At 52.5% G+C, this 19,684-nt stretch carries 22 protein-coding genes; 9 read left to right on the top strand and 13 right to left on the bottom strand.

Annotation, left to right across the window (positions count from 1 at the left end):
* Window positions 1-17 precede the first annotated feature (17 nt).
* Window positions 18-1,211 carry a phosphoglycerate kinase gene (locus ACT53C_RS00835; RefSeq protein ID WP_476144378.1) on the top strand — a complete coding sequence of 398 codons (1,194 nt, stop codon included), beginning with the start codon at window positions 18-20 and terminating at the stop codon, window positions 1,209-1,211.
* 48 nt (window positions 1,212-1,259) lie between these two features.
* On the opposite strand, the gene ACT53C_RS00830 is transcribed toward ACT53C_RS00835, so the two are convergent.
* Complete coding sequence (locus tag ACT53C_RS00830) at window positions 1,260-2,252, bottom strand: sensor domain-containing diguanylate cyclase (RefSeq protein ID WP_194748645.1); 993 nt, start codon at window positions 2,250-2,252, stop codon at window positions 1,260-1,262.
* A 155-nt stretch (window positions 2,253-2,407) separates the two neighbouring features.
* Between ACT53C_RS00830 and gap the strand changes: the two genes are divergently transcribed.
* The 4 genes from gap to ppa all read left to right on the top strand — a co-directional run bounded on the left by gap (window position 2,408) and on the right by ppa (window position 5,412).
* Entirely contained in the window at window positions 2,408-3,469 is a 1,062-nt protein-coding gene (gap, locus tag ACT53C_RS00825) for a type I glyceraldehyde-3-phosphate dehydrogenase (protein ID WP_194748644.1), read from the top strand.
* 104 nt (window positions 3,470-3,573) lie between these two features.
* Entirely contained in the window at window positions 3,574-4,473 is a 900-nt protein-coding gene (locus ACT53C_RS00820; RefSeq protein WP_275356295.1) for a phosphoribosylaminoimidazolesuccinocarboxamide synthase, read from the top strand.
* Window positions 4,474-4,548: 75 nt separating this feature from the next.
* Entirely contained in the window at window positions 4,549-4,791 is a 243-nt protein-coding gene (locus ACT53C_RS00815) for a YkvA family protein (protein ID WP_476144377.1), read from the top strand.
* Window positions 4,792-4,863: 72 nt separating this feature from the next.
* The gene (gene ppa / locus ACT53C_RS00810; RefSeq protein ID WP_194748641.1) at window positions 4,864-5,412 is read left to right on the top strand and encodes an inorganic diphosphatase; all 549 of its coding nucleotides are present in this window, start codon (window positions 4,864-4,866) and stop codon (window positions 5,410-5,412) included.
* Between the two features lie 73 nt (window positions 5,413-5,485).
* Here ppa and ACT53C_RS00805 read toward each other — a convergent pair whose 3' ends face one another.
* Together ACT53C_RS00805 and ACT53C_RS00800 are read right to left on the bottom strand one after the other, a co-directional pair.
* A complete protein-coding gene (locus tag ACT53C_RS00805) occupies window positions 5,486-7,516 on the bottom strand; it encodes a sodium-translocating pyrophosphatase (RefSeq protein WP_476144376.1) in 2,031 nt (676 codons plus the stop codon).
* A gap of 196 nt (window positions 7,517-7,712) precedes the next feature.
* On the bottom strand, window positions 7,713-8,213 hold the full coding sequence (locus tag ACT53C_RS00800; RefSeq protein ID WP_228518830.1) for a DciA family protein: 501 nt from the start codon (window positions 8,211-8,213) through the stop codon (window positions 7,713-7,715).
* Window positions 8,214-8,255: 42 nt separating this feature from the next.
* On the opposite strand from ACT53C_RS00800, the gene ACT53C_RS00795 reads away from it, so the two are divergent.
* The 3 genes from ACT53C_RS00795 to ACT53C_RS00785 all read left to right on the top strand — a co-directional run bounded on the left by ACT53C_RS00795 (window position 8,256) and on the right by ACT53C_RS00785 (window position 12,201).
* The gene (locus tag ACT53C_RS00795; protein ID WP_194748639.1) at window positions 8,256-9,158 is read left to right on the top strand and encodes a M23 family metallopeptidase; all 903 of its coding nucleotides are present in this window, start codon (window positions 8,256-8,258) and stop codon (window positions 9,156-9,158) included.
* A 101-nt stretch (window positions 9,159-9,259) separates the two neighbouring features.
* Complete coding sequence (secA, locus tag ACT53C_RS00790; RefSeq protein ID WP_476144374.1) at window positions 9,260-11,992, top strand: preprotein translocase subunit SecA; 2,733 nt, start codon at window positions 9,260-9,262, stop codon at window positions 11,990-11,992.
* 23 nt (window positions 11,993-12,015) lie between these two features.
* Entirely contained in the window at window positions 12,016-12,201 is a 186-nt protein-coding gene (locus ACT53C_RS00785) for a DUF1289 domain-containing protein (RefSeq protein WP_194748637.1), read from the top strand.
* 162 nt (window positions 12,202-12,363) lie between these two features.
* Here the strand turns inward: ACT53C_RS00785 and ACT53C_RS00780 are convergent, their stop codons facing one another.
* The 10 genes from ACT53C_RS00780 to rsxB form a co-directional block, all read right to left on the bottom strand.
* Window positions 12,364-12,831, bottom strand: a complete 468-nt coding sequence (locus tag ACT53C_RS00780) for a MarR family winged helix-turn-helix transcriptional regulator (protein ID WP_275356290.1) — start codon at window positions 12,829-12,831, stop codon at window positions 12,364-12,366.
* 196 nt (window positions 12,832-13,027) lie between these two features.
* Window positions 13,028-13,780, bottom strand: a complete 753-nt coding sequence (locus tag ACT53C_RS00775; RefSeq protein WP_476144373.1) for an HvfC family RiPP maturation protein — start codon at window positions 13,778-13,780, stop codon at window positions 13,028-13,030.
* Entirely contained in the window at window positions 13,780-14,658 is an 879-nt protein-coding gene (locus tag ACT53C_RS00770; protein WP_476144372.1) for an HvfB family MNIO-type RiPP peptide maturase, read from the bottom strand. Before ACT53C_RS00770 ends, ACT53C_RS00775 begins: the two co-directional genes overlap by 1 nt.
* Window positions 14,659-14,672: 14 nt before the next feature.
* Window positions 14,673-15,020 (bottom strand): hypothetical protein, encoded by a 348-nt coding sequence (locus ACT53C_RS00765; RefSeq protein ID WP_379074790.1) that lies wholly within the window; start codon window positions 15,018-15,020, stop codon window positions 14,673-14,675.
* A 36-nt stretch (window positions 15,021-15,056) separates the two neighbouring features.
* A complete protein-coding gene (locus ACT53C_RS00760) occupies window positions 15,057-15,305 on the bottom strand; it encodes a zf-HC2 domain-containing protein (RefSeq protein ID WP_476144371.1) in 249 nt (82 codons plus the stop codon).
* Between the two features lie 22 nt (window positions 15,306-15,327).
* A complete protein-coding gene (locus ACT53C_RS00755) occupies window positions 15,328-15,870 on the bottom strand; it encodes a sigma-70 family RNA polymerase sigma factor (protein WP_476144369.1) in 543 nt (180 codons plus the stop codon).
* An 83-nt stretch (window positions 15,871-15,953) separates the two neighbouring features.
* A complete protein-coding gene (locus ACT53C_RS00750; protein WP_476144367.1) occupies window positions 15,954-16,601 on the bottom strand; it encodes an MOSC domain-containing protein in 648 nt (215 codons plus the stop codon).
* A 105-nt stretch (window positions 16,602-16,706) separates the two neighbouring features.
* Window positions 16,707-17,156 carry a DUF1841 family protein gene (locus ACT53C_RS00745; protein ID WP_275356285.1) on the bottom strand — a complete coding sequence of 150 codons (450 nt, stop codon included), beginning with the start codon at window positions 17,154-17,156 and terminating at the stop codon, window positions 16,707-16,709.
* A gap of 2 nt (window positions 17,157-17,158) precedes the next feature.
* Window positions 17,159-17,818 (bottom strand): endonuclease III, encoded by a 660-nt coding sequence (nth, locus tag ACT53C_RS00740; protein WP_476144366.1) that lies wholly within the window; start codon window positions 17,816-17,818, stop codon window positions 17,159-17,161.
* A 27-nt stretch (window positions 17,819-17,845) separates the two neighbouring features.
* Window positions 17,846-18,565 (bottom strand): electron transport complex subunit RsxB, encoded by a 720-nt coding sequence (gene rsxB, locus ACT53C_RS00735; protein WP_476144364.1) that lies wholly within the window; start codon window positions 18,563-18,565, stop codon window positions 17,846-17,848.
* Between the two features lie 200 nt (window positions 18,566-18,765).
* On the opposite strand from rsxB, the gene dapA reads away from it, so the two are divergent.
* Window positions 18,766-19,647 carry a 4-hydroxy-tetrahydrodipicolinate synthase gene (gene dapA, locus ACT53C_RS00730; protein WP_194748626.1) on the top strand — a complete coding sequence of 294 codons (882 nt, stop codon included), beginning with the start codon at window positions 18,766-18,768 and terminating at the stop codon, window positions 19,645-19,647.
* Window positions 19,648-19,684 lie beyond the last annotated feature (37 nt).

Genomic DNA, 19,684 nt, shown 5'->3' with positions numbered 1-19,684 from the left:
GCTCAAGGGAGACCTTCATGAAATTCATCAAAATGACCGACCTCGATTTACGTGGCAAGCGCGTTTTCATCCGTGCGGATCTCAATGTGCCGGTAAAAGATGGCGTAGTGACCAGTGATGCCAGAATTGTGGCCAGCATGCCCACCATAGAATATGCATTGAAAGCCGGCGCCAAAGTGATGGTGACCTCACACCTGGGCCGTCCTGAAGAGGGGGTGTATACCGAAGAAAACTCCCTGAAGCCCGTGGCCGATGTCATGAGCAAGCTATTGGGTCAGCCGGTCCGTCTGGTGAAAAACTGGCTGGCACCGAATGCGCCTGAAGACAGTTTGACCACCGAGGACGGTCAGTTGATTTTGCTCGAAAACTGCCGTTTTAATGTGGGCGAGAAAAAAAACAATGATGAGCTGGCCAAAAAGTACGCCGCACTCTGCGATATTTTTGTCATGGATGCCTTTGGCACAGCGCACCGCGCCGAAGCCTCCACCCACGGCATTGCCAAATTTGCGCCTGTCGCCTGTGCCGGTATTTTGCTGACCGAAGAGCTGGATGCCTTGAGCCAGGCCTTGCTGGCCCCGGCACGTCCGCTGGTGGCGATTGTGGGCGGGTCTAAAGTCTCTACCAAGCTCACCGTGCTGGAAAGTTTGTCTGACAAAGTGGATCAACTGGTGGTAGGCGGCGGCATTGCCAATACCTTCCTCAAGGCGACGGGTCATGAAATAGGCAAATCTCTGTGCGAAGACGACCTGGTGGAAACGGCCAAAGGCCTGATGGGGAAAATGGCTGCCCGTGGCGCTTGTGTGCCGATTGCCAAAGATGTGGTGGTGGGTAAGCAGTTTGATGCGAATGAGCCTGCCGTGAAAAAAGCCGCAACTGAGGTCGCTGCGGATGACATGATTTTTGATATCGGCGCGCAATCCGCGGCTGAGTTGGTTGATATCATCATGAAAGCCGGTACCGTGGTCTGGAATGGCCCGGTCGGGGTGTTTGAGTTTGACCAGTTTGGCGAAGGCACCAAAACCATTGCCAAGGCGATTGCCGAAACCAAGGCGTTTACGCTGGCTGGGGGCGGTGACACCATTGCCGCCATTCAAAAATACGACATCTATGACAAAGTGTCTTATATCTCTACGGCCGGCGGGGCGTTTCTGGAGTTTCTGGAAGGCAAGACCTTGCCTGCGGTGGCTATGCTGGAAGCGCGTGCTGCCTAGTTTTTGTTTAATGCGGTGAGCTGCTCGCGGACTTAGCCCATATTTGGGCTACACCGAGAGCGGCACCGTCAGTCTGTGGTGTTTGTCGTACACTTCAACGCGATTACGGCCCTGTTTTTTTGCCACATACAGGGCCTTGTCCGCTTGTTCCAGCAGCAAATTACCGTCTTCACTAAAATTGAGCCACTGGGTACGTGCGGGTTGTTCCTTTGGGGATTGCGCATGATGGGCGCCCAGTGAGGCAATGCCTATGCTCACTGTCATCAAGCGGTGTCCGGCAAAACGGATATCCAGCGCCATGATTTTTTGCCGGATGCGCTCGGCAATTTTGACGGCTTCCGCCTGCGTGGTCTGGCCCAGTACCAACACAAACTCTTCTCCACCGTAGCGTGCTGCCAGATCTCCTGGCCGGTTACTAAAGCCTTGCAGAATGGTGGCGACTTGGCGCAAACAGTCATCGCCAGCGGCATGCCCCATGCTGTCATTGAGTTGCTTGAAGTGATCCGCATCGACCATCATCACACTCAGGCTGGATTGATGGCGGATCGCGCGTGACCACTCATCCCGCATGAATTGCTCCAGTCGACGGCGGTTGGCGAGGCCGGTGAGCGGGTCTGTCAGTGTGAGGGCAGAAATCCGGTCTTCGACCTGCTTGTGATGCGTGATATTGGTGAGGGTCAGCAAAAAGCACGGGCCCTGCTCTGCGAGGCTGCTTTGCATCGGCTGCAAATTCAAGGTCAGCCAGGTCGGCTCCTGGGTTGGGGTGTGGCAGAGGTAATCAATACTGAAATGGTCACGTGCCCCACTCAATACCTGTTGAACGCCCTCCAGCAAGGCTGGCTGATTGGTGTCTTCATTGGCCTTGCAAATATCGAGATAGGCGATGCCAAACCAGTCTGTGTCAAGTTGCAGGCCGTAAAACAGGCCAAAGCTGCGCCAAGCCTGATTCACATAGAGAATGCTGCTTGCTTCATCAATCACTGCCACTTGCAATGATAATGTATCCAGAATACCGCTCAGTAATTGCTCTGCAACGTTCACAAAATATCCGATGGGCGGGGGCTTGAATGATTTAAAGTTTTTAAGTTTTCAACTCTATTCTATTCAAGGCCACGATGACTGTCTAACGCTAACTGCTCAAAATGAGCATCAAAATTGCTTGTTTTAGGATATCCACGACAAAAGGAGTCCAAAAAATGACTGTTCGGATCGGCATAAACGGGTTTGGCAGAATTGGGCGTATGGTGCTCAGAGCCGCTTTAAATCAGGCAGAGTTCAAAGATGTGGAAGTGGTGGCGATCAACGGCATCGAAGCGCCCGAGCAGATGTTGTATATGCTCAAGTACGATTCGGTGCACGGTCGTCTCGCATACGATGCACAGTTAGAGGGCGAGTCGCTGGTGGTGAATGGCAAGCCCATCCGGTTGACGGCACATCGTGATCCGGCGCAGATTGACTGGGCCAGTGCAAACGTGGATGTGGTGGTGGAGTGTACTGGTGTCTTTCTGACCAAGGAAACCTGTGCTGCACACATCAATGGGGGCGCACGCATTGTCGTCCAATCAGCGCCAGGGAAGGACGACACGCCTATGTATGTCTATGGCGTCAATCATTACCATTATCGCGGTGAAGAAATTGTTTCTGCCGCCTCTTGCACCACCAATGGCCTGGCGCCCATGGCCAAGGTGTTGCATGACCATTTTGGCATCAAACGTGGATTGATGACCACTATTCATGCGGCCACGGCGACTCAAAAAACGGTGGATGGGACGTCGAACAAGGATTGGCGGGGAGGTCGCGGCGTCTTTGATAACATTATTCCTTCGAGTACCGGGGCGGCCAAGGCCGTCGGTAAAGTGATTCCGGCCCTCAACAAGAAGTTAACCGGCATGGCCATGCGTATTCCGTCGGCAGATGTGTCGGTGGTTGACCTGACGGTCGAGTTGCAGCAAAAAACCACTTATGAAGACATCTGCGCCGTGATGAAGTACGCCGCAGAGCGAGATTTGAAGGGCGTGCTGGGGTATACCGATGAGGCCGTGGTTTCCAGTGATTTCAGAGGCTACCCAGCTGCCAGCGTGTTTGATGCATCGGCTGGCATTATGCTGGACCCCTCTTTTGTGAAGCTGGTAGCCTGGTACGACAATGAGTATGGTTATACCTGCAATTTGCTGCGTCTGACGCGCTATGTGGGCTATGCCAAGCTGTGCATGACCAACTTACCTGATCCAGTCGAGATTGAAGAGGTGGCCGCTTAGCGAGACGGCGTCCATTTGCGGGCTGATGTCGTTACCGGACAATTTATTCGCCTGCAAGGGCGTGGCGCATTTATAATGCGGTTTTTACTTTTGTGATCACGATTATGTCAGCGCCATTGCTCGAAACTTCTATCAAGAGTCTGAAAAAACTGCACCAGGGGAAGGTGCGTGATATCTACGATATCGACGCGCAGACCATGCTGCTGGTCAGTACAGATCGCTTGAGTGCTTTTGATGTGATTTTGCCCACGGGGATTCAACACAAGGGCGCGATGCTGACGCAAATGGCTAACTTCTGGTTTGAGCAATTGCAGAATGTGGTGCCTAACCACTTGACCGGGATCGCGCCGGAATCTGTAGTCGCGCCGGATGAAGTGGCTCAGGTCAAAGGCCGTGCCGTGGTGGTCAAAAAACTCAAAGCCTTGCCATTGGAAGCGATTGTGCGCGGGTATCTGGTGGGCAGCGGCTGGAAAGAGTATCAGGCCAAGGGCACGGTATGTGATATTCCGCTGCCAGCAGGCCTGCAACTGGCGCAGCAGTTGCCACAACCTTTGTTTACCCCTTCGAGCAAGGCGGCGGTAGGCGAGCATGACGAGAATATTAGCATTGCCCAGGTGGAAGCCCTGATTGGTAAAGCGCTCACCGCCCAGGTCGAGCAGGCGGCAATTGCGCTATATACGCGTGCGGCCGAGTATGCGCGTACCAAAGGCATCATCATTGCCGACACCAAGTTTGAATTTGGTGTGGATGCGCAAGGGGTATTGCATGTGATGGACGAGGTATTGACGCCTGATTCTTCACGCTTTTGGCCTGCAGACCAGTATCAGGTAGGCAGCAACCCGCCCAGCTACGATAAACAGTATGTGCGTGACTGGCTGGAAAGTTGTGGTTGGGACAAGACGCCGCCAGGCCCGGAATTACCAGCTGACGTGGCTCAACGCACCTCGGACAAGTACATGGAGGCATTTGCCAAACTCACCGGTCGCACCCTGCAGGTGGATTGACCACTGAATCGGTCAATGGCGATGGGGTTTCGTGCACAACTGGTGACGCTGGGTCAACGCTTTAAATAAGAGGTCTTGTTTTATCGCGCATTGCTTGCACATCCGCAAACGCCCTGGTTAGCCAAAGCGTTATTATGGCTAGCCTTGGCGTATCTGGTGTTGCCGTTTGATCTGATCCCCGACTTTATTCCGCTAATTGGCCAGCTTGATGAGTTGGTGATTATTCCGCTGTTACTGTATCTCGCGCTCAAGCTGATTCCTGTGACGATCAGGCAGGCATGCCGCGATGCGATCGCGGCTGAGCAGGATCAAAAATAGTGTTGTTTGCCAGCAAATGTTCATATTAATCGCCTATAATGGCGATTTTTTTATAGGGATAGGTTTAAAAACATGTCTTTGAATTTGGTGCCTAGCGGCAAAGATTTGCCCCACGACTTTAACGTCATTATCGAGATCCCAGCCAATGGTGATCCAGTGAAATATGAAGTAGATAAAGAAAGCGGTGCGCTGTTCGTCGATCGCTTTATGGGCACCTCCATGCAGTATCCATGTAACTATGGTTACATTCCACATACCCTGGGCGATGATGGAGACCCGGTGGATGTGCTGGTGATTACGCCAGTGCCTTTGTTGCCAGGTGTGGTCGTGCGTTGCCGTGCATTGGGCATGCTGAAAATGACGGACGAAGCGGGTGGTGATGCCAAAGTGCTGGCGGTGCCGGTTGAGAAAGTCTGCGGCCTCTATGCTTATCAAAAAACATTGACCGATGTATCGCCTTGGCGCCTGGATATGATTGCGCACTTCTTTGAGCACTACAAAGATCTGGACAAGGGTAAGTGGGTGAAAATTGAAGGTTGGGTGGGGATTGAAGATGCCCACAAGGAAATCGTGGATGGGGTTGCCCGTTACAACAAGGCCGAAGTGAAGCCAGCGTTCTAATTTGTTGCAACGCGCACAACAAAGCCGGGTCGTTCGCCCGGCTTTTTGCTTTATGAACGCTTAAAATCCAAGGTCAATGTAATAAGGGCACGATCAGCAGCGCCACAATATTGATGATCTTGATCAGTGGGTTCACAGCTGGGCCAGCCGTATCCTTGTAAGGGTCGCCAACCGTATCGCCTGTCACGGCCGCCTTGTGAGCATCAGACCCTTTGCCGCCATAATGGCCATCCTCAATGTATTTTTTGGCGTTATCCCAGGCGCCACCACCAGTACACATCGAGATCGCGACAAATAAGCCGGTCACGATGGTGCCCATCAACAAACCACCCAGTGCGACCGGCCCCAGAACCAGTCCGACCACAATCGGTGCGGCCACCGGCAGCAGGGAGGGCAACATCATTTCCTTGATGGCTGCGCTGGTCAGCATATCCACGGCTTTGCCGTATTCAGGTTTGGCTGTGCCCTCCATAATGCCTTTGATTTCGCGAAACTGGCGGCGGACTTCTTCAACCACACTGCCTGCGGCACGACCTACCGCTTCCATGGCCATGGCGGCAAACAGATATGGAATCAAGCCGCCGATAAACAATCCTATGATGACTTTGGGGTCGCTCAAATCAAAGCTGGCAGTGATGCCGGCGCTTTCAAGCTTGTGTGTGTAGTCTGCAAACAGGACCAACGCTGCCAGGCCTGCGGAGCCAATGGCATAGCCTTTGGTGACCGCTTTGGTGGTGTTGCCTACAGCATCCAGCGGGTCAGTCACCTCGCGGACACTGCTAGGTAATTCAGCCATTTCGGCAATCCCGCCTGCGTTATCGGTGATCGGGCCGTAAGCATCCAAAGCCACGACAATGCCTGCCATACTGAGCATGGCCATGGCGGCAATGGCTACCCCATACAGTCCTGCCAAGTGAAAAGCGACATAAATCGCAAGACACACCGAGAGTACAGGCAGGGCGGTGGACTTCATCGAGACGCCTATCCCGGCAATAATATTGGTGGCATGGCCGGTGGTAGAGGCTTGCGCCACGTGTTTGACCGGCGCGTAATCGGTCCCAGTGTAGTATTCGGTAATCCATACCAGTGCCGCGGTCAGTCCCAGCCCTACCGCACAGGCGCCAAACAGGGCCAGGCTGGACACCGTGACTTCACCATGGGTATAGCCTTGCGGAAATACATATTGCGTGACAAAGTAAAACGCAATTAGCGAGAGGACGCCAGCGACCGCCAGGCCTTTATATAGCGCGGGCATCACATTCTTCATATCGGGCGAGGCTTTGACAAAAAAGCAGCCAATAATTGAGGCGACGATGGAAACCGCACCTAGCAGCAAGGGGTAAATGATGCCATTGGCACCTGCTTCTGTTGCCATCAGTCCCCCCAGTACCATGGTGGCAATCAGGGTCACCGCATAAGTTTCAAACAGGTCAGCCGCCATGCCTGCGCAGTCACCCACATTGTCGCCGACATTGTCCGCAATCACAGCCGGGTTGCGGGGGTCATCTTCAGGAATACCCGCTTCTACCTTACCTACCAGGTCGGCCCCGACATCGGCCCCCTTGGTGAAAATGCCACCGCCCAAGCGCGCAAAGATAGAGATCAACGAGGAACCAAAAGCCAGGCCAATCAGTGGGTTCAGATCAGTCGCCTGCTCAGCACCCAGGTAGATATAAAACCCTGCCACCCCTAACAGTCCCAGGCCAACGACGAGCATGCCAGTGATTGCGCCGCCTTTAAACGCGACATCCAGAGCCGCCCCTATGCCATGCGTCGCGGCTTGGGCGGTCCGTACGTTTGCTTTCACCGAGACGTTCATGCCTATAAATCCGCAGGCACCGGAGAGAACCGCGCCAATCACAAAACCGATGGCAGTTTGCGGGTTTAGAAAAATACCGATCAAGATCGTCAAAACAACCCCAACCAGGGCAATCGTTTTGTATTGTCGGGAGAGATAGGCAGCAGCCCCTTGTTGAATGGCGCCGGCAATTTCTTGCATGCGGGCGTTCCCCGCGGGCAACCCTGAAATCCATTGACTCATTACGACGCCATACACTACCGCCAGAACGGCGGCACCAAGCGCTAACATTAGTGCAACTGACATGACTTCTCCTGTTCCTGATGAAACTGCGTTGAAGATAATGACTGCTCACCACCCTGTTGCCAGATTTGTTAATGGAATGTAACAGGTTGGGGCATTATTGCACTATTAGTGTGCACCTACAATAGCGTGCAATAGCGGAGCCTACGTACTCTGACTGCAGAGATGGCCGGGTTCCCGGCTAGCAGGTGAGGCTAGCTCAGTCTTGACGCTGGTGGTCGACAAACTCAAGCAGGGCCGCTTCCAGCGCAGGATTGTCGATTTGTTTGGCGCAACGTTCGAGTGCCGTTAAGGCGTGCTTGGACGGGGATTTGATGCGTTTGGTTTTGCTAGGCGGGCGAGATTTTACTTGCACTTTGACCTTAATTGCGTTAAGGTTTAAAGCCTTGATTTTCCGGGAGTTTTGACTAAATTCCTGGATTTTTCGCAGTAATTGGGCTTCCATTAGCCTGATTCTGCTGGCCACAGCGCCTGATTGCACTGCAATCGTTAGCGCCCCCTCTTGTAGGGCTAGCACATGCGAAAGCCTGGAAAATTCCGGGGCAACTGCAGACCAGCATTGTTGTAATTGCTGACGGTCATCCGCTTCTTGTAGTAGCGGTTTGAGCGCTTGATGATGTTTGAAAATCTGGTTGATTTTGAACATGGCCGGTTGTCCACAGAATGCTTGAATATTGTACACCACATCGCTGTCATGCATGTTTAGTCGGCATGCGGCGGGTGCATCGCGAGAGTTCGTAGCATGATTAATATCATTATTGTTTCAGAAAAAATGGCCAAGCCCAAAACATTGGGCGTGTTTGAAAGTGTCGGCTTGGTGCTGGCGCTGATTTTGGTGCCTATCGTGTTGACGCTGTTGTTTATCACACCGCAGCAGGTCATTAAATCACAAGGGGTCAAAGCCATGTTGCCGCCTCACTTGCGCGGTGCCATGTTGTCTACCCAAAATCACCTCGATGCTTATGCCAAGCAAATTGGCGAATTGCAGGCGCGTATTTTGCGGCTGGATGCGCAAAATCAGCGCTTGTCCAAATTGGCAGGCGTCAAATCGACTGCCGAGCCGATTAATGAAAGAACGCCGGTCAACGACATGATGGGCCGCGGGGGGCCGCTGGTAAAAGATTCTCCGCTGAGTGAGGAAGACCTGAAAGCAACCATCGAGCAAATGTCTGCAGACCTCGATTTGCGTGATGAGTATCAGGGCAAGCTTGAGGCCAAGTTGTTGCAAAAGAGCGTATTGCGCGAAATGCTGCCTAATAGTAGTCCGGTGGAAGCCGCGTATAGTTCGTCCAGTTATGGCTGGCGGATTGATCCCATGAGTGGCCATCGCGCTTTCCACGAAGGCCTGGATTTCCCAGCCTCGGTGGGGACGCCGGTGTATGCAGCTGCAGACGGTATTGTGACCACCGCGGTACAAACCGCAGACTATGGCAATTTGCTCAAGATTGACCACGGCGCGGGTCTAGAGACACGTTATGCCCACAATTCAAAGCTATTGGTGAACCCGGGAGACCGTGTCACCAAAGGTCAAAAGATTGCCTTAATTGGCAGTACCGGACGCTCAACCGGGCCGCATTTGCATTATGAAATTCGTCTCAATGGCAACCCGCTGGACCCGCGTGAGTATCTCAAAAATCATTCCTGACCCAGTCAGGCAATACAATAATTGAGACAATCGCCCTCTATATCTTATACAATCTCTGTTTATTTCAATTAACACCGCGTCAGCGGAAATCGGTGTGACTCATGTTAGCCTCGTTGTTTAAAAAAGTATTTGGTAGCCGCAATGATCGGCTCGTCAAGCAGTACCAGCAAATCGTCAAACAAATCAATGCATTAGAGTCAGAAATTGCCGCACTCTCGGATGAGCAGTTGCGGGCCAAAACTGAGGAGTTCAAGCAGCGTTATGCTGGCGGCGAGAGCCTGGAAAAGCTGTTGCCAGAGGCTTTTGCGGTTGTGCGTGAGGGCGGCAAGCGCGTGTTGGGAATGCGTCACTTCGACGTACAGCTGATCGGTGGCATGGTGCTCAACGCAGGCAAAATTGCCGAAATGCGTACCGGTGAAGGTAAAACCCTGGTGGCGACCTTGCCGACTTATCTGAATGCCTTGACCGGTAAAGGCGTACATGTGGTGACGGTTAACGACTATCTGGCCAAGCGTGACGCCGAATGGATGGGCAAACTGTATAACTTCCTGGGTCTGAGCGTAGGCATTAACCTGTCTCAAATGACGCATGATGCCAAGCAGCTGGCCTATGCGGCAGACATTACCTACGGGACCAATAACGAGTTCGGCTTTGATTACCTGCGCGACAACATGGTGTTTAGCAAAGAGGAGCGCGTACAGCGTCCTTTGCATTATGCGCTGGTGGATGAGGTGGACTCTATCCTGATTGATGAAGCGCGTACGCCCTTGATTATTTCCGGCCAGGCGGAACACAGCGTGGATTTGTATGGTGCCATCAATGAAGTGGCCAAGCAATTGGTGCGTCAGCAAGCCGAAGAGGGTGAAGGCGACTTCTGGGTAGATGAAAAAGCCCAGAGTGTGACCATGAGTGAAGCCGGGCATGAGCATGCCGAGCAATTGCTGGAACAAACCGGCTTGCTGACGGCGGGTTCAAGCCTGTATGAACCGGCGAATATTACGCTGGTGCATCATTTGTATGCCTCCTTGCGCGCACAAAATCTCTATCATCGGGATCAGCATTATGTCGTGCGTAACGGCGAGATCGTCATCGTCGATGAGTTTTCTGGCCGCATGATGCCGGGCCGCCGCTGGTCTGATGGCCTGCATCAGGCAGTCGAAGCCAAAGAAGGCGTGACCATCCAGAAAGAAAACCAGACCCTGGCTTCGATCACGTTCCAGAACTATTTCCGCATGTATCAAAAGCTGAGCGGCATGACCGGGACGGCTGATACCGAGGCCTATGAGTTTAACCAGATTTATGGCTTGGAAACCGTGGTGATTCCAACCCACAGACCGGTACAGCGCCTGGACGCGATGGACAAGGTCTACCGCACGGCGATGGAAAAATACAAAGCCGTCATTGAGGATATCAAACAGTGTCAGGCCAAAGGCCAGCCTGTGCTGGTCGGGACCACTTCGATTGAAAACTCCGAACTGATTTCCAAGCTCCTGACTCAGGCCAAGCTTGAACATCAGGTATTGAATGCCAAACAGCATGAGCGCGAAGCAAGCATCGTGGCAGAGGCCGGTCGTCCAGGCGTGATTACCATTGCCACTAACATGGCTGGCCGCGGTACCGATATTGTGCTCGGTGGTAATTCGGAAAATGAAATTCATGCTATCCAGCAGGATGAAAAACTGTCTGAGGCAGAAAAAGCCGGCAAAATTGCCCAGCTCAAAGCCGAGTGGCAGCAGCGCCATGATGCCGTGCTGGCAGCGGGTGGTTTGCATATCATCGGTACCGAGCGTCACGAATCTCGCCGTGTAGATAACCAGCTGCGTGGCCGTGCAGGTCGTCAGGGCGATCCAGGCTCCAGCCGCTTCTATCTGTCGCTTGAAGATCCATTGTTGCGTATTTTCTCCGGTGAGCGCGTGGCGGCGATTATGACCCGCCTCAACATGCCGGAAGGTGAAGCGATTGAACATGCCATGGTGACGCGCGCCATTGAAAACGCGCAACGCAAGGTAGAAGGCCGTAACTTTGACATCCGCAAGCAATTGCTGGAATACGATGATGTCTCCAATGACCAGCGCAAGGTGATATACGAACAGCGCAATGAGTTGCTAGAGTCTATTGATGTCGGCCAAACGATTCATGCCATGCGCGAAGACGTCATCAACAGCTTGTTTAATACTTACGTTCCCCCAGGCAGCGTGGAAGAGCAATGGGAAGTCCCAGCGCTCGAGCAGGCTTTGCAGGCTGAGCTTGGCTTGACCTTGCCAGTGGCGGAATGGCTGGAAACCAACCCTGACCTGCATGAGGAAACCTTGCGTGAGCGTATCCTCAATGCTGCCAACGAGTTGTATGGTGCCAAGGAGGTACTTGCAGGCAATGACAACATGCGTAATTTTGAGCGATCAGTTATGTTGCAAAGCCTGGATAACCACTGGCGCGAGCATTTGGCGGCACTGGATCATCTGCGCCAAGGCATTCATTTGCGTTCTTATGCGCAAAAGAACCCCAAACAGGAATACAAGCGTGAAGCGTTTGAGCTGTTTGAGTCGCTGTTGAATACGGTGAAAAGTGAAGTCACCAAGATCACCATGCAGGTGCAGATTCGTTCCCGCGAAGAGCTTGAAGCTGAAGAGCGCCGCGCAGAAGAAGCCATGCGCGCCGCCGAGGTGGCAAATGTGCAGTATCAACACACGGATTACGACTCTGCATTGGCTACCACAGATGCAAGCGCCGCTGAATCTTTGAATGTGCCTGAAGGCGTACGTGTCGGGCGTAATGACCCTTGCCCATGTGGCTCTGGTAAAAAATATAAAAATTGCCACGGTGCTTTGAGCTAGGGTAAGTTTGAAAGGAAATCAGCATGTCAGAACAGGAAATTGCCTCACCATGTGTCGGGGTGTGCAGCATGGACGAAGTGAGTGGTTTTTGCCAGGGCTGCTTTAGAACGCTAGAGGAAATCCGCCAATGGTGGGATCTGGATAATGCGGCCAAAGCCGAAGTCATCAAAACGGCAGCGGCACGTGAGGCGGCAGTATTTGGCGAATAACTCACTTTTGCAGGATTCAAGACACAAATAAAAAAGTCGGCAGTTGCCGACTTTTTTATTTGTGTGCGTTGTTTTGAGCTGATTGAGGGCTGATTTAGCTGAAGCCTGGTGAATGATTTGTGACGCAAACAGTCATTCTCAATCTCAAATAAAGTGATTATTTTACATATCACCCAGTGGCTGATCTGCGAGCGCTTTGGATTGTGCGTCCAACTTGGTAATGACCATGTTCAACGAGGCATTTAACTCTTTTAAAGCTTCGATATCCAGTGTGTGCAAGACTTGCGGCAGAATGCCATCTACTGGTTTCGGTGCCTTGGCGAGCACCGCGTGCCCAGCATCAGTCACAATCAGGCCGACTTTGCGTTGGTCTTCGCTTTGACGCTGTTTTTGCACCAATTGTTTTTTGACCAGTTTTTCGACCAGCAAGCTACAGGTGGATTGATGGATGGCCAGATTTTCAGCCAGACGAGAAACACCTAATTCTGGGTGCGTGGCGATTTCGTGTAATAACCACAATTGCGAGCCTGAAATGCCACACGACACTTCAATCTCCCTGAAGTGTTGCCTCACGGTTCCAAAAATAATCCGAAATTGTTTTAAAGCTTCTTTGGCAAGAGTATTTTGCATGGTTAATTTAATGTAAATATTTATTTTTTTATTGTATCAGCTTCCCTGAATGTCCACCTGTTATGAGGTGGCGAATGTCGGGAAAAAATCCCGAACTGGGTTTATTTTAGACAAAAAAGTTATTTTCACGATAAATATTAACGATATTTATACTTTAAGGGTAATTGTTTACGTGGATTAATGAGCCCGGTGCGTATTAGTCCTGCGCTGGGGTAACGTCGATCGCTTGCGCCGCGGCCAGGGTCTGCAAGGTCTCTATTCCAAATTGAAGCAAAGTCTCGCGCGGCAGATCTGGCAGATGTTGGGACAATTCTAGCAAATGTTGTTCTGTAGTGGCCGGATGCAGATGTATCTGTTGTAACAATTGGTAGGTGATCACGTTGAGTTGGATAAAGCGTATCTGAAAATCTGGCGTACGATACACGAGCAGGTAAGTGTCAGCGGCAGGGAGATGTCGTTGCTTGCGCGACAGTTGATGCACCGGAAAAGCATAATGCAGCAGGCGATGCACGGCGGTCAGGCTGACGCGATGGGTGAGTCCAGGTACCAACGCTGTTTGCGCGGCCGCTCGCAATGGTGCTTCTGCCAGCTCGCGGCTAAGCGCCAGTTCTATCCATTCATAATGGGCCAATTCAGTCGTGTATGGGGGCAGGTCAGCGGCTTGATGGGTGCTTAAAAAATCGACAAATCTGGCGGGAATATCCTGAAACAAGGGATTGGCAAATGTTTGCCCGGAGAAGCACTGCCGTGCCAGGCGTTGAAAGACGCGCTTACCCAGAATGGATCTGAGCACCGGAAAGCAGGCTTGCAGGCTAGTCAAAAACTGGTTAAAGACGATCTCCGTGTAAATGCGCATGCGTTTGCGGTCTACCCCATGCGGAGGGGCATGCTGCGCTGGCTGACGCAAATGGGCGGTAAATTCGGCCTGGTAATCCTGAAAGGCGGGCATCAGGCCACCTCTGGCAGCATGTTTGCGTCGGTCAGCAATTGTGATTGCTGTGATTGCGCAATCCGCTTCACTTCAAGCATGACTTCGTTGAGTGCCGGAATATTGCTATCCCGCTCCAGCAGCGTCGGGAAGATTGCCAAGTTGCGATAGGCATGGTTGAGCAATTGCCAGACCGGCTCAATGACCGCTTCGCCATGCGTGTCTACCAGTAAGTCAGGTTGCGCTTGCCAATGCCCGGCCAAGTGCCCGTATACCACACGCTCGGCCGGAATCTGGTCCAAAAAGGCATAAGGGTCAAACTGAAAGTTGACGCTGTTGACATACACATTGTTGATATCCAGATGCAGGTCGCAATCCGCCTCGGTCAATACGGCATTGATAAAGCTGACTTCATCCATGTCTGACATCGGTGCCGCCACATAAAACGAGGTATTTTCAACGGCGATGCGCTGCTCCAGAATATCCTGCGTTTGCCGGATGCGTTGCGCCACATATTTCACCGCCTCTTGCGTGAAGGGGATAGGCAGTAAATCATAAATATAGCCATTGCTCAGGTCGCTGCAATAACTCAGGTGCTCGGTATAGAGCGGAATCTCGAAGTCTTTCAGAAACTGCTTAAGCTGTTTGAGAAAAGCGATGTTCAGCGGGTCTGGACCGCCCAACGATAAACACAAGCCATGACACACCATGGGATAGCGTTGCACAAACCAGTCTAGTTCCGCCGCGTATTTGCCGCCAGCCTGTAACCAGTTTTCCGGGGCAATCTCCAAAAACTGCAGCGCGCTGAGCTGTGGCTCCCCATGTTGACGCATCAGTTGGGGAATCAGCTCACGCTTGAGCCCCAAGCCCGCACCCTGAATCTCTGAGCGTAACGCCATGGCGCTAGGGTCCCTCAGGATTTGCTGGCGTGACAGGCACCTTCTTTCATTTTCTCGGCAGAGCAGCCACCCTCCTTCATTTTTTCTGCTGAACAGCTGCCCTCTTTGCTTTTATGGTGGTGGCAAGAACCCTCTTTCATTTTCTCGGCAGAGCAGCTGCCTTCTTTCATCTTTTTCTTGTGTGCCCCACATTGGCCGCTCGCACATTTGCCTTCCTTGGCTTTGCTGTCTGTGGCTTCTGCCACCTGGTATCCTTGCGCGAGCGCTTTGATTTCAAACGGATTGCTGGCGGCATGCGCGCTGACCGCTGCAATTGACAAGGCCACTGCACCTGTCATTAATGCCACATTTTGCTTTTTCATGATTTTTTCCTTCTTCCTCAGATTGAAAAGCGGACATCAGTAAAACTTGTCCAGTTGTTGTGTGATTCGTTCCTTGGCTGGTGCAGAAAGCGTCAGTGACTGATCGTCCGCCGCCTGTTGCTGCCAACTGGCGAGGTGACGGCGAATCCACAGCAGTTGCTGTTTAAAGCGCCTGCAATAGACGCAAATGAGCAAATGCACTCTCACCGCCCACCGCTCACGCCAGTTGAGTGGACGGTCCAGTGATTGCGAGACCAGCAGGCTGGTTTGTTTGCAACTCAACATTTATTTTCTGTGCTACCTATGGTTACCAGTTCATCTCAAGACATTTTCGCAGACCCATGCGGGCGCGGTATAGCATGACCCAAGCATTGGTCGCACTGATCTCCAGTACCTTACAAATTTCTTCATTCTCCATGTCATCGACTTCGCGCATGGTGAAAATCGCCGCCAGTTTTTGTGGCAGCCGCTCCATGCATTGTTGCAAGATGGTCAGGAACTGGCTTTGTTGCAAGGCTTGCTGTGGCATATCCCACGCCTGCGGTTTTTCTGCCCAGTGCCCGGTTTCATCAAAAAACTCATCCATATTGGCATCTTCTTCGCTCATGAGTTCCGAGGCGGGCACTTCACGCAGTTGTTTGCGCAGACAGTCTATGATTTTATGCTTGAGGATGCCGGTCAGCCAGGTGCGTGGGCTGGAGTGTTCGGCAAAGTTTGGATTTTTGATGGCTGCAAGCAAGGTTTCCTGCACGACATCTTCAGCTTGATGACTGTCGCGCAAGCGGGCGAGGGCAAAACGGTAAAGATAGTCGCCATGTTCATTGAGCCAGTCATGCGGATTTGGTTTCATGGCGGCTATTGAATCATAGATTCAAGGGCGGTGGAATAGCGTTTGCAGGAGAGTGACGTAAGCTCCCATGGGTGTGACACAAACTATCCCAGTTGCGACAGTCGTTCAGAATAGACTTTGCGTAGCAATGGCGCCAGCGTACTTACCTGCAAGGCTTTTTGCAGAAGCTTCTGGTCTCCTTCCCCGAGTTTTTGCAGTCCTAATGCGGTGCGTATGCTGATGCCGTGCACGTCGCGCTGCAAAATCTGGATGTCGTCACCGGCTTGAATGAGGCCGACTTGCAGCACACGCAAGTAAAAACCGCTGTAGCCGCTACGCAAGAACTCATCAAGCATGTCGGGCTTGCCCACTTTGTGGCCGAATTTAAAGCACGGAATGCGCGGCATGGTCACTTGTACCTGCACCACATCGCCGATTTGCAGGATATCGCCGATACAGACGTCACTTTCGAGCAATCCTTGTACGGTGAGGTTTTCGCCAAAAGTGCCATACGCGAGTGTACTTTTTTGCCAGCGGTTTTGCCAATGCGCATAATGCTCAATCGGGTAGGCATACAAGGCCTGGTGTTCGCCGCCATGCACGGTCAAATCGGCCTGACCATCGCCCGCCAGACCCAGCGTTTGCACGGCAACCTGGCCTGTCAGGGGTGTTTTATAAATGCCAGTGAGGACGGGTTTGCCGTTGATGTGAACGGTTTGCGGCAAGGCCGCATTGACTGAAAGTAGTTTCATAGCAAGCTAGAGAGGGGAGTCGGTGATCTTGTCATGCTCGCATAAATCGCCTTGTGCTTTAATAAGTGATTCAACTTATCTTCCAGCATACGCGCATACCAGGCCTTATTGACTGGGGGGCATGTCTGCGCGTTGTTCGATCAATTGCAAATAATGCGCGGCATCGAGACCGGTTTGATTGCGCTGCGCCAGCCAGATGGTTTCTGCCAGGCATTCGAGCAAGGCATGTTGGGCGGCGTGCTCTTCCTGAAAGCGTGTACACAGTTTGCCGTAGGCTTGCGTAATGCCGATCGGCTGGTTGATGCTGATTTGTTCCTGGATGGACAGGTGCAAACTCATATGCAAAAACGGATTGGTTTCTCCCATTTCAGGATAGTAAGCCTGTTGCAGGTAATGGGCTGGCTGGTCCAGGATGTCGTGGTATTCGGGATGCATATGCATGATGCCCACGGCCATTTTCTCCAGCTCGGTCAAGGCTTGTTGCTGTTTGAATTTTGCCCAGGCATCAAAGAAAAACTGCCTCACTTCATCGCGGCTGGGATTAAACAAGGCCATGGCTAAACTCCTGCCGTTGGGGCAACCGGCTGTATCTGTTTGTCGTGAAATTCACATAAATCGGCGATGCAACATTCACCACATTTAGGGTTGCGGGCTGTGCAGGTATAGCGGCCATGCAGAATCAGCAAATGATGCGCATCTTTTAAAAAGGCTTTAGGTGTCGTGCTCAAAAAACGCTGTTCGACCTCGAGTACATTCTTACCCTGGGCCAGTTTGGTGCGGTTGCCGACGCGGAATAAATGGGTATCGACCGCAATGGTGGGTTGGCCAAAGGCGGTATTCAGGATCACATTGGCTGTTTTGCGGCCAACCCCGGCCAGGGCTTCGAGCGCTTCTCGGGTATCTGGAACTTCACCGTCATGCAAGTTAAGCAATTGCTCGCAACATTTGAGCACGTTTTGGGCTTTGGCGTGATACAAGCCTATGGTTTTGATATAGCTTTCCAGGCCTTCGACCCCAAGTGCCAGGATTGTTGCCGGCGTATTGGCGACCTTGAACAGCTTGCGCGTGGCGATGTTCACGCCTTTGTCTGTCGCTTGTGCAGACAAAATCACCGCAATGAGCAACTCGAAGGTAGAGCTATGCTCGAGTTCTGTGGTGGGGTTGGGAATGGCCTGCGCCAGTCTTTCAAAAATGGCCTGTCTTTTTTGAGCATTCATCACAAGATTTCAATCTATTGGGGTGGCTTAGCCTGCCTGCCTGGCTTTAATACGCGCCAGCGCGGCTGCAATTGCCGCCTGTTTGAGCGCCTCGGTAGCGGTCGGGGTTGGCTGCGCGGTGTCGCTGGCCGGTCTCGTCTCCATCCGGGGCTGGTCTTTGGCATAGGTGTGGGCTGTTGCGTGATTTTCAAGCGCCAAGCGTTTTTGCCGCTGTTGATGGCGGCGTCTTGCCAGGTCGGATTCTGCAGGAGACATTGCCATCTGCCGCCCCGGCACGGCTTGCAGGCTGATGCAATCGACCGGGCAGGGCGGCAGGCACAATTCACAGCCGGTGCATTCCTGCGCGATCACCGTATGCATTTGCTTGGAGGCGCCGACGATGGCATCAACCGGGCAGGCCTTGATACACAGCGTACAGCCAATGCAGGCGTCTTCATCAATCACGGCCACCAGTTTGCCTTTGGTCACGCCATGTGCGGGATTGAGCGCTTGGTAGGGTTGGTTGAGCAAGGCGGCCAGTGCATGTATGCCAGCGTCGCCGCCAGGCGGGCACTGGTTGATGTTTGCCTCGCCGCGAGCAATGGCGCCAGCATAGGGTCGGCAGCCGTTATATCCACATTGCCCGCACTGGGTTTGTGGCAGCAGGGCGTCAATTTGACTGATCAATGGCTCTAGTCTGGCAGGGTTCTCTGGCGCGGTTACGCCTGTCTGCGTGAGGTCTGCTGGGGGCTGTGCGGAAGGCGGCATGGAGCTTGGACGAGCGTTAATCCGAATGGATTGATTATAACTGAAAGGGTGCGTTACTCAGGACTTTATGCCGTATCCCCACTGTTTAAATCTATGCTGCTGGCAGGATTATGGAGTTACACAGGCCTTGCAAGTGGTTCTTTGGCGTTCATGCGTATAATCAGTTAAAATATTGGCTTTATTATTGAATGGCGTTAGGTATGTTGACGGGCAGTTTGGTCGCAATTGTGACCCCGATGTTTGAAGATGGTCGTTTGGATCTGGACGCACTCAAAAAGCTGATCGACTTTCATGTCGATGCCGGTACGGACGGCATTGTGATTGTCGGGACGACCGGTGAGTCGCCCACCGTAGATGTAGACGAGCATTGCCTGCTGATTAAAACCACGGTGGATTATGTCGCCAAGCGGGTGCCGGTGATTGCCGGTACTGGTGCTAACTCTACCGCTGAAGCCATTGCTTTAACTGCTAAAGCCAAAAGTTTGGGTGCGGATGCCTGCCTGCTGGTCGCGCCTTATTACAACAAACCTTCACAAGAGGGCTTGTATCAGCACTTTAAAGCAGTGGCTGAAGCCGTCGATATCCCGCAAATTTTATACAATGTGCCTGGCCGCACCGGGTGCGACCTGAGCAATGACACTGTGTTGCGCCTGGCACAGCTACGCAACATCGTCGGCATCAAAGATGCGACAGGGGGCATTGAGCGGGGCACTGATTTGCTGCTGCGCGCGCCATCAGATTTTGCGGTCTACAGTGGCGATGATGCCTCAGCACTGGCGCTGATGTTGCTGGGTGGCAAAGGGGTTATTTCCGTGACGGCGAATGTGGCACCGAAACTGATGCACGAAATGTGCGTGCAGGCCTTGAGTGGCAACCTGGTTGCCGCCAAGGCGGCCAATGCCAAACTGTTTGCCCTGCACCAGAAACTGTTTGTTGAGGCCAACCCTATCCCCGTGAAATGGGTATTGCAACAAATGGGCTTGATCGGTACCGGGATCCGTCTGCCGCTGGTCAATTTGTCGGGCCAGTATCATGAAGTATTGCGTCACGCCATGCAGCAGGCAGAAATCGCCGCTGTTTGAGCGTGCAAAGACTAATTTAGGATAAGGCTAGTGAAAC

This window comes from Methylophilus sp. DMC14 (assembly GCF_056314085.1).
Note: the sequence above shows the minus strand (reverse complement) of the source record. Positions and strands in the feature narration are given on the sequence as shown.

Bases quoted from the DNA above. Each gene is read 5' to 3' on its own strand.
- ACT53C_RS00835 (WP_476144378.1), top strand. From the start codon at position 18: ATGAAATTCATCAAAATGACCGACCTCGATTTACGTGGCAAGCGCGTT.
- gap (WP_194748644.1), top strand. From the start codon at position 2,408: ATGACTGTTCGGATCGGCATAAACGGGTTTGGCAGAATTGGGCGTATG.
- ACT53C_RS00820 (WP_275356295.1), top strand. From the start codon at position 3,574: ATGTCAGCGCCATTGCTCGAAACTTCTATCAAGAGTCTGAAAAAACTG.
- ppa (WP_194748641.1), top strand. From the start codon at position 4,864: ATGTCTTTGAATTTGGTGCCTAGCGGCAAAGATTTGCCCCACGACTTT.
- ACT53C_RS00805 (WP_476144376.1), bottom strand. From the start codon at position 7,516: ATGTCAGTTGCACTAATGTTAGCGCTTGGTGCCGCCGTTCTGGCGGTA.
- ACT53C_RS00800 (WP_228518830.1), bottom strand. From the start codon at position 8,213: ATGCATGACAGCGATGTGGTGTACAATATTCAAGCATTCTGTGGACAA.
- ACT53C_RS00795 (WP_194748639.1), top strand. From the start codon at position 8,256: ATGATTAATATCATTATTGTTTCAGAAAAAATGGCCAAGCCCAAAACA.
- secA (WP_476144374.1), top strand. From the start codon at position 9,260: ATGTTAGCCTCGTTGTTTAAAAAAGTATTTGGTAGCCGCAATGATCGG.
- ACT53C_RS00785 (WP_194748637.1), top strand. From the start codon at position 12,016: ATGTCAGAACAGGAAATTGCCTCACCATGTGTCGGGGTGTGCAGCATG.
- ACT53C_RS00780 (WP_275356290.1), bottom strand. From the start codon at position 12,831: ATGCAAAATACTCTTGCCAAAGAAGCTTTAAAACAATTTCGGATTATT.
- ACT53C_RS00775 (WP_476144373.1), bottom strand. From the start codon at position 13,780: ATGCCCGCCTTTCAGGATTACCAGGCCGAATTTACCGCCCATTTGCGT.
- ACT53C_RS00770 (WP_476144372.1), bottom strand. From the start codon at position 14,658: ATGGCGTTACGCTCAGAGATTCAGGGTGCGGGCTTGGGGCTCAAGCGT.
- ACT53C_RS00765 (WP_379074790.1), bottom strand. From the start codon at position 15,020: ATGAAAAAGCAAAATGTGGCATTAATGACAGGTGCAGTGGCCTTGTCA.
- ACT53C_RS00760 (WP_476144371.1), bottom strand. From the start codon at position 15,305: ATGTTGAGTTGCAAACAAACCAGCCTGCTGGTCTCGCAATCACTGGAC.
- ACT53C_RS00755 (WP_476144369.1), bottom strand. From the start codon at position 15,870: ATGAAACCAAATCCGCATGACTGGCTCAATGAACATGGCGACTATCTT.
- ACT53C_RS00750 (WP_476144367.1), bottom strand. From the start codon at position 16,601: ATGAAACTACTTTCAGTCAATGCGGCCTTGCCGCAAACCGTTCACATC.
- ACT53C_RS00745 (WP_275356285.1), bottom strand. From the start codon at position 17,156: ATGGCCTTGTTTAATCCCAGCCGCGATGAAGTGAGGCAGTTTTTCTTT.
- nth (WP_476144366.1), bottom strand. From the start codon at position 17,818: ATGAATGCTCAAAAAAGACAGGCCATTTTTGAAAGACTGGCGCAGGCC.
- rsxB (WP_476144364.1), bottom strand. From the start codon at position 18,565: ATGCCGCCTTCCGCACAGCCCCCAGCAGACCTCACGCAGACAGGCGTA.
- dapA (WP_194748626.1), top strand. From the start codon at position 18,766: ATGTTGACGGGCAGTTTGGTCGCAATTGTGACCCCGATGTTTGAAGAT.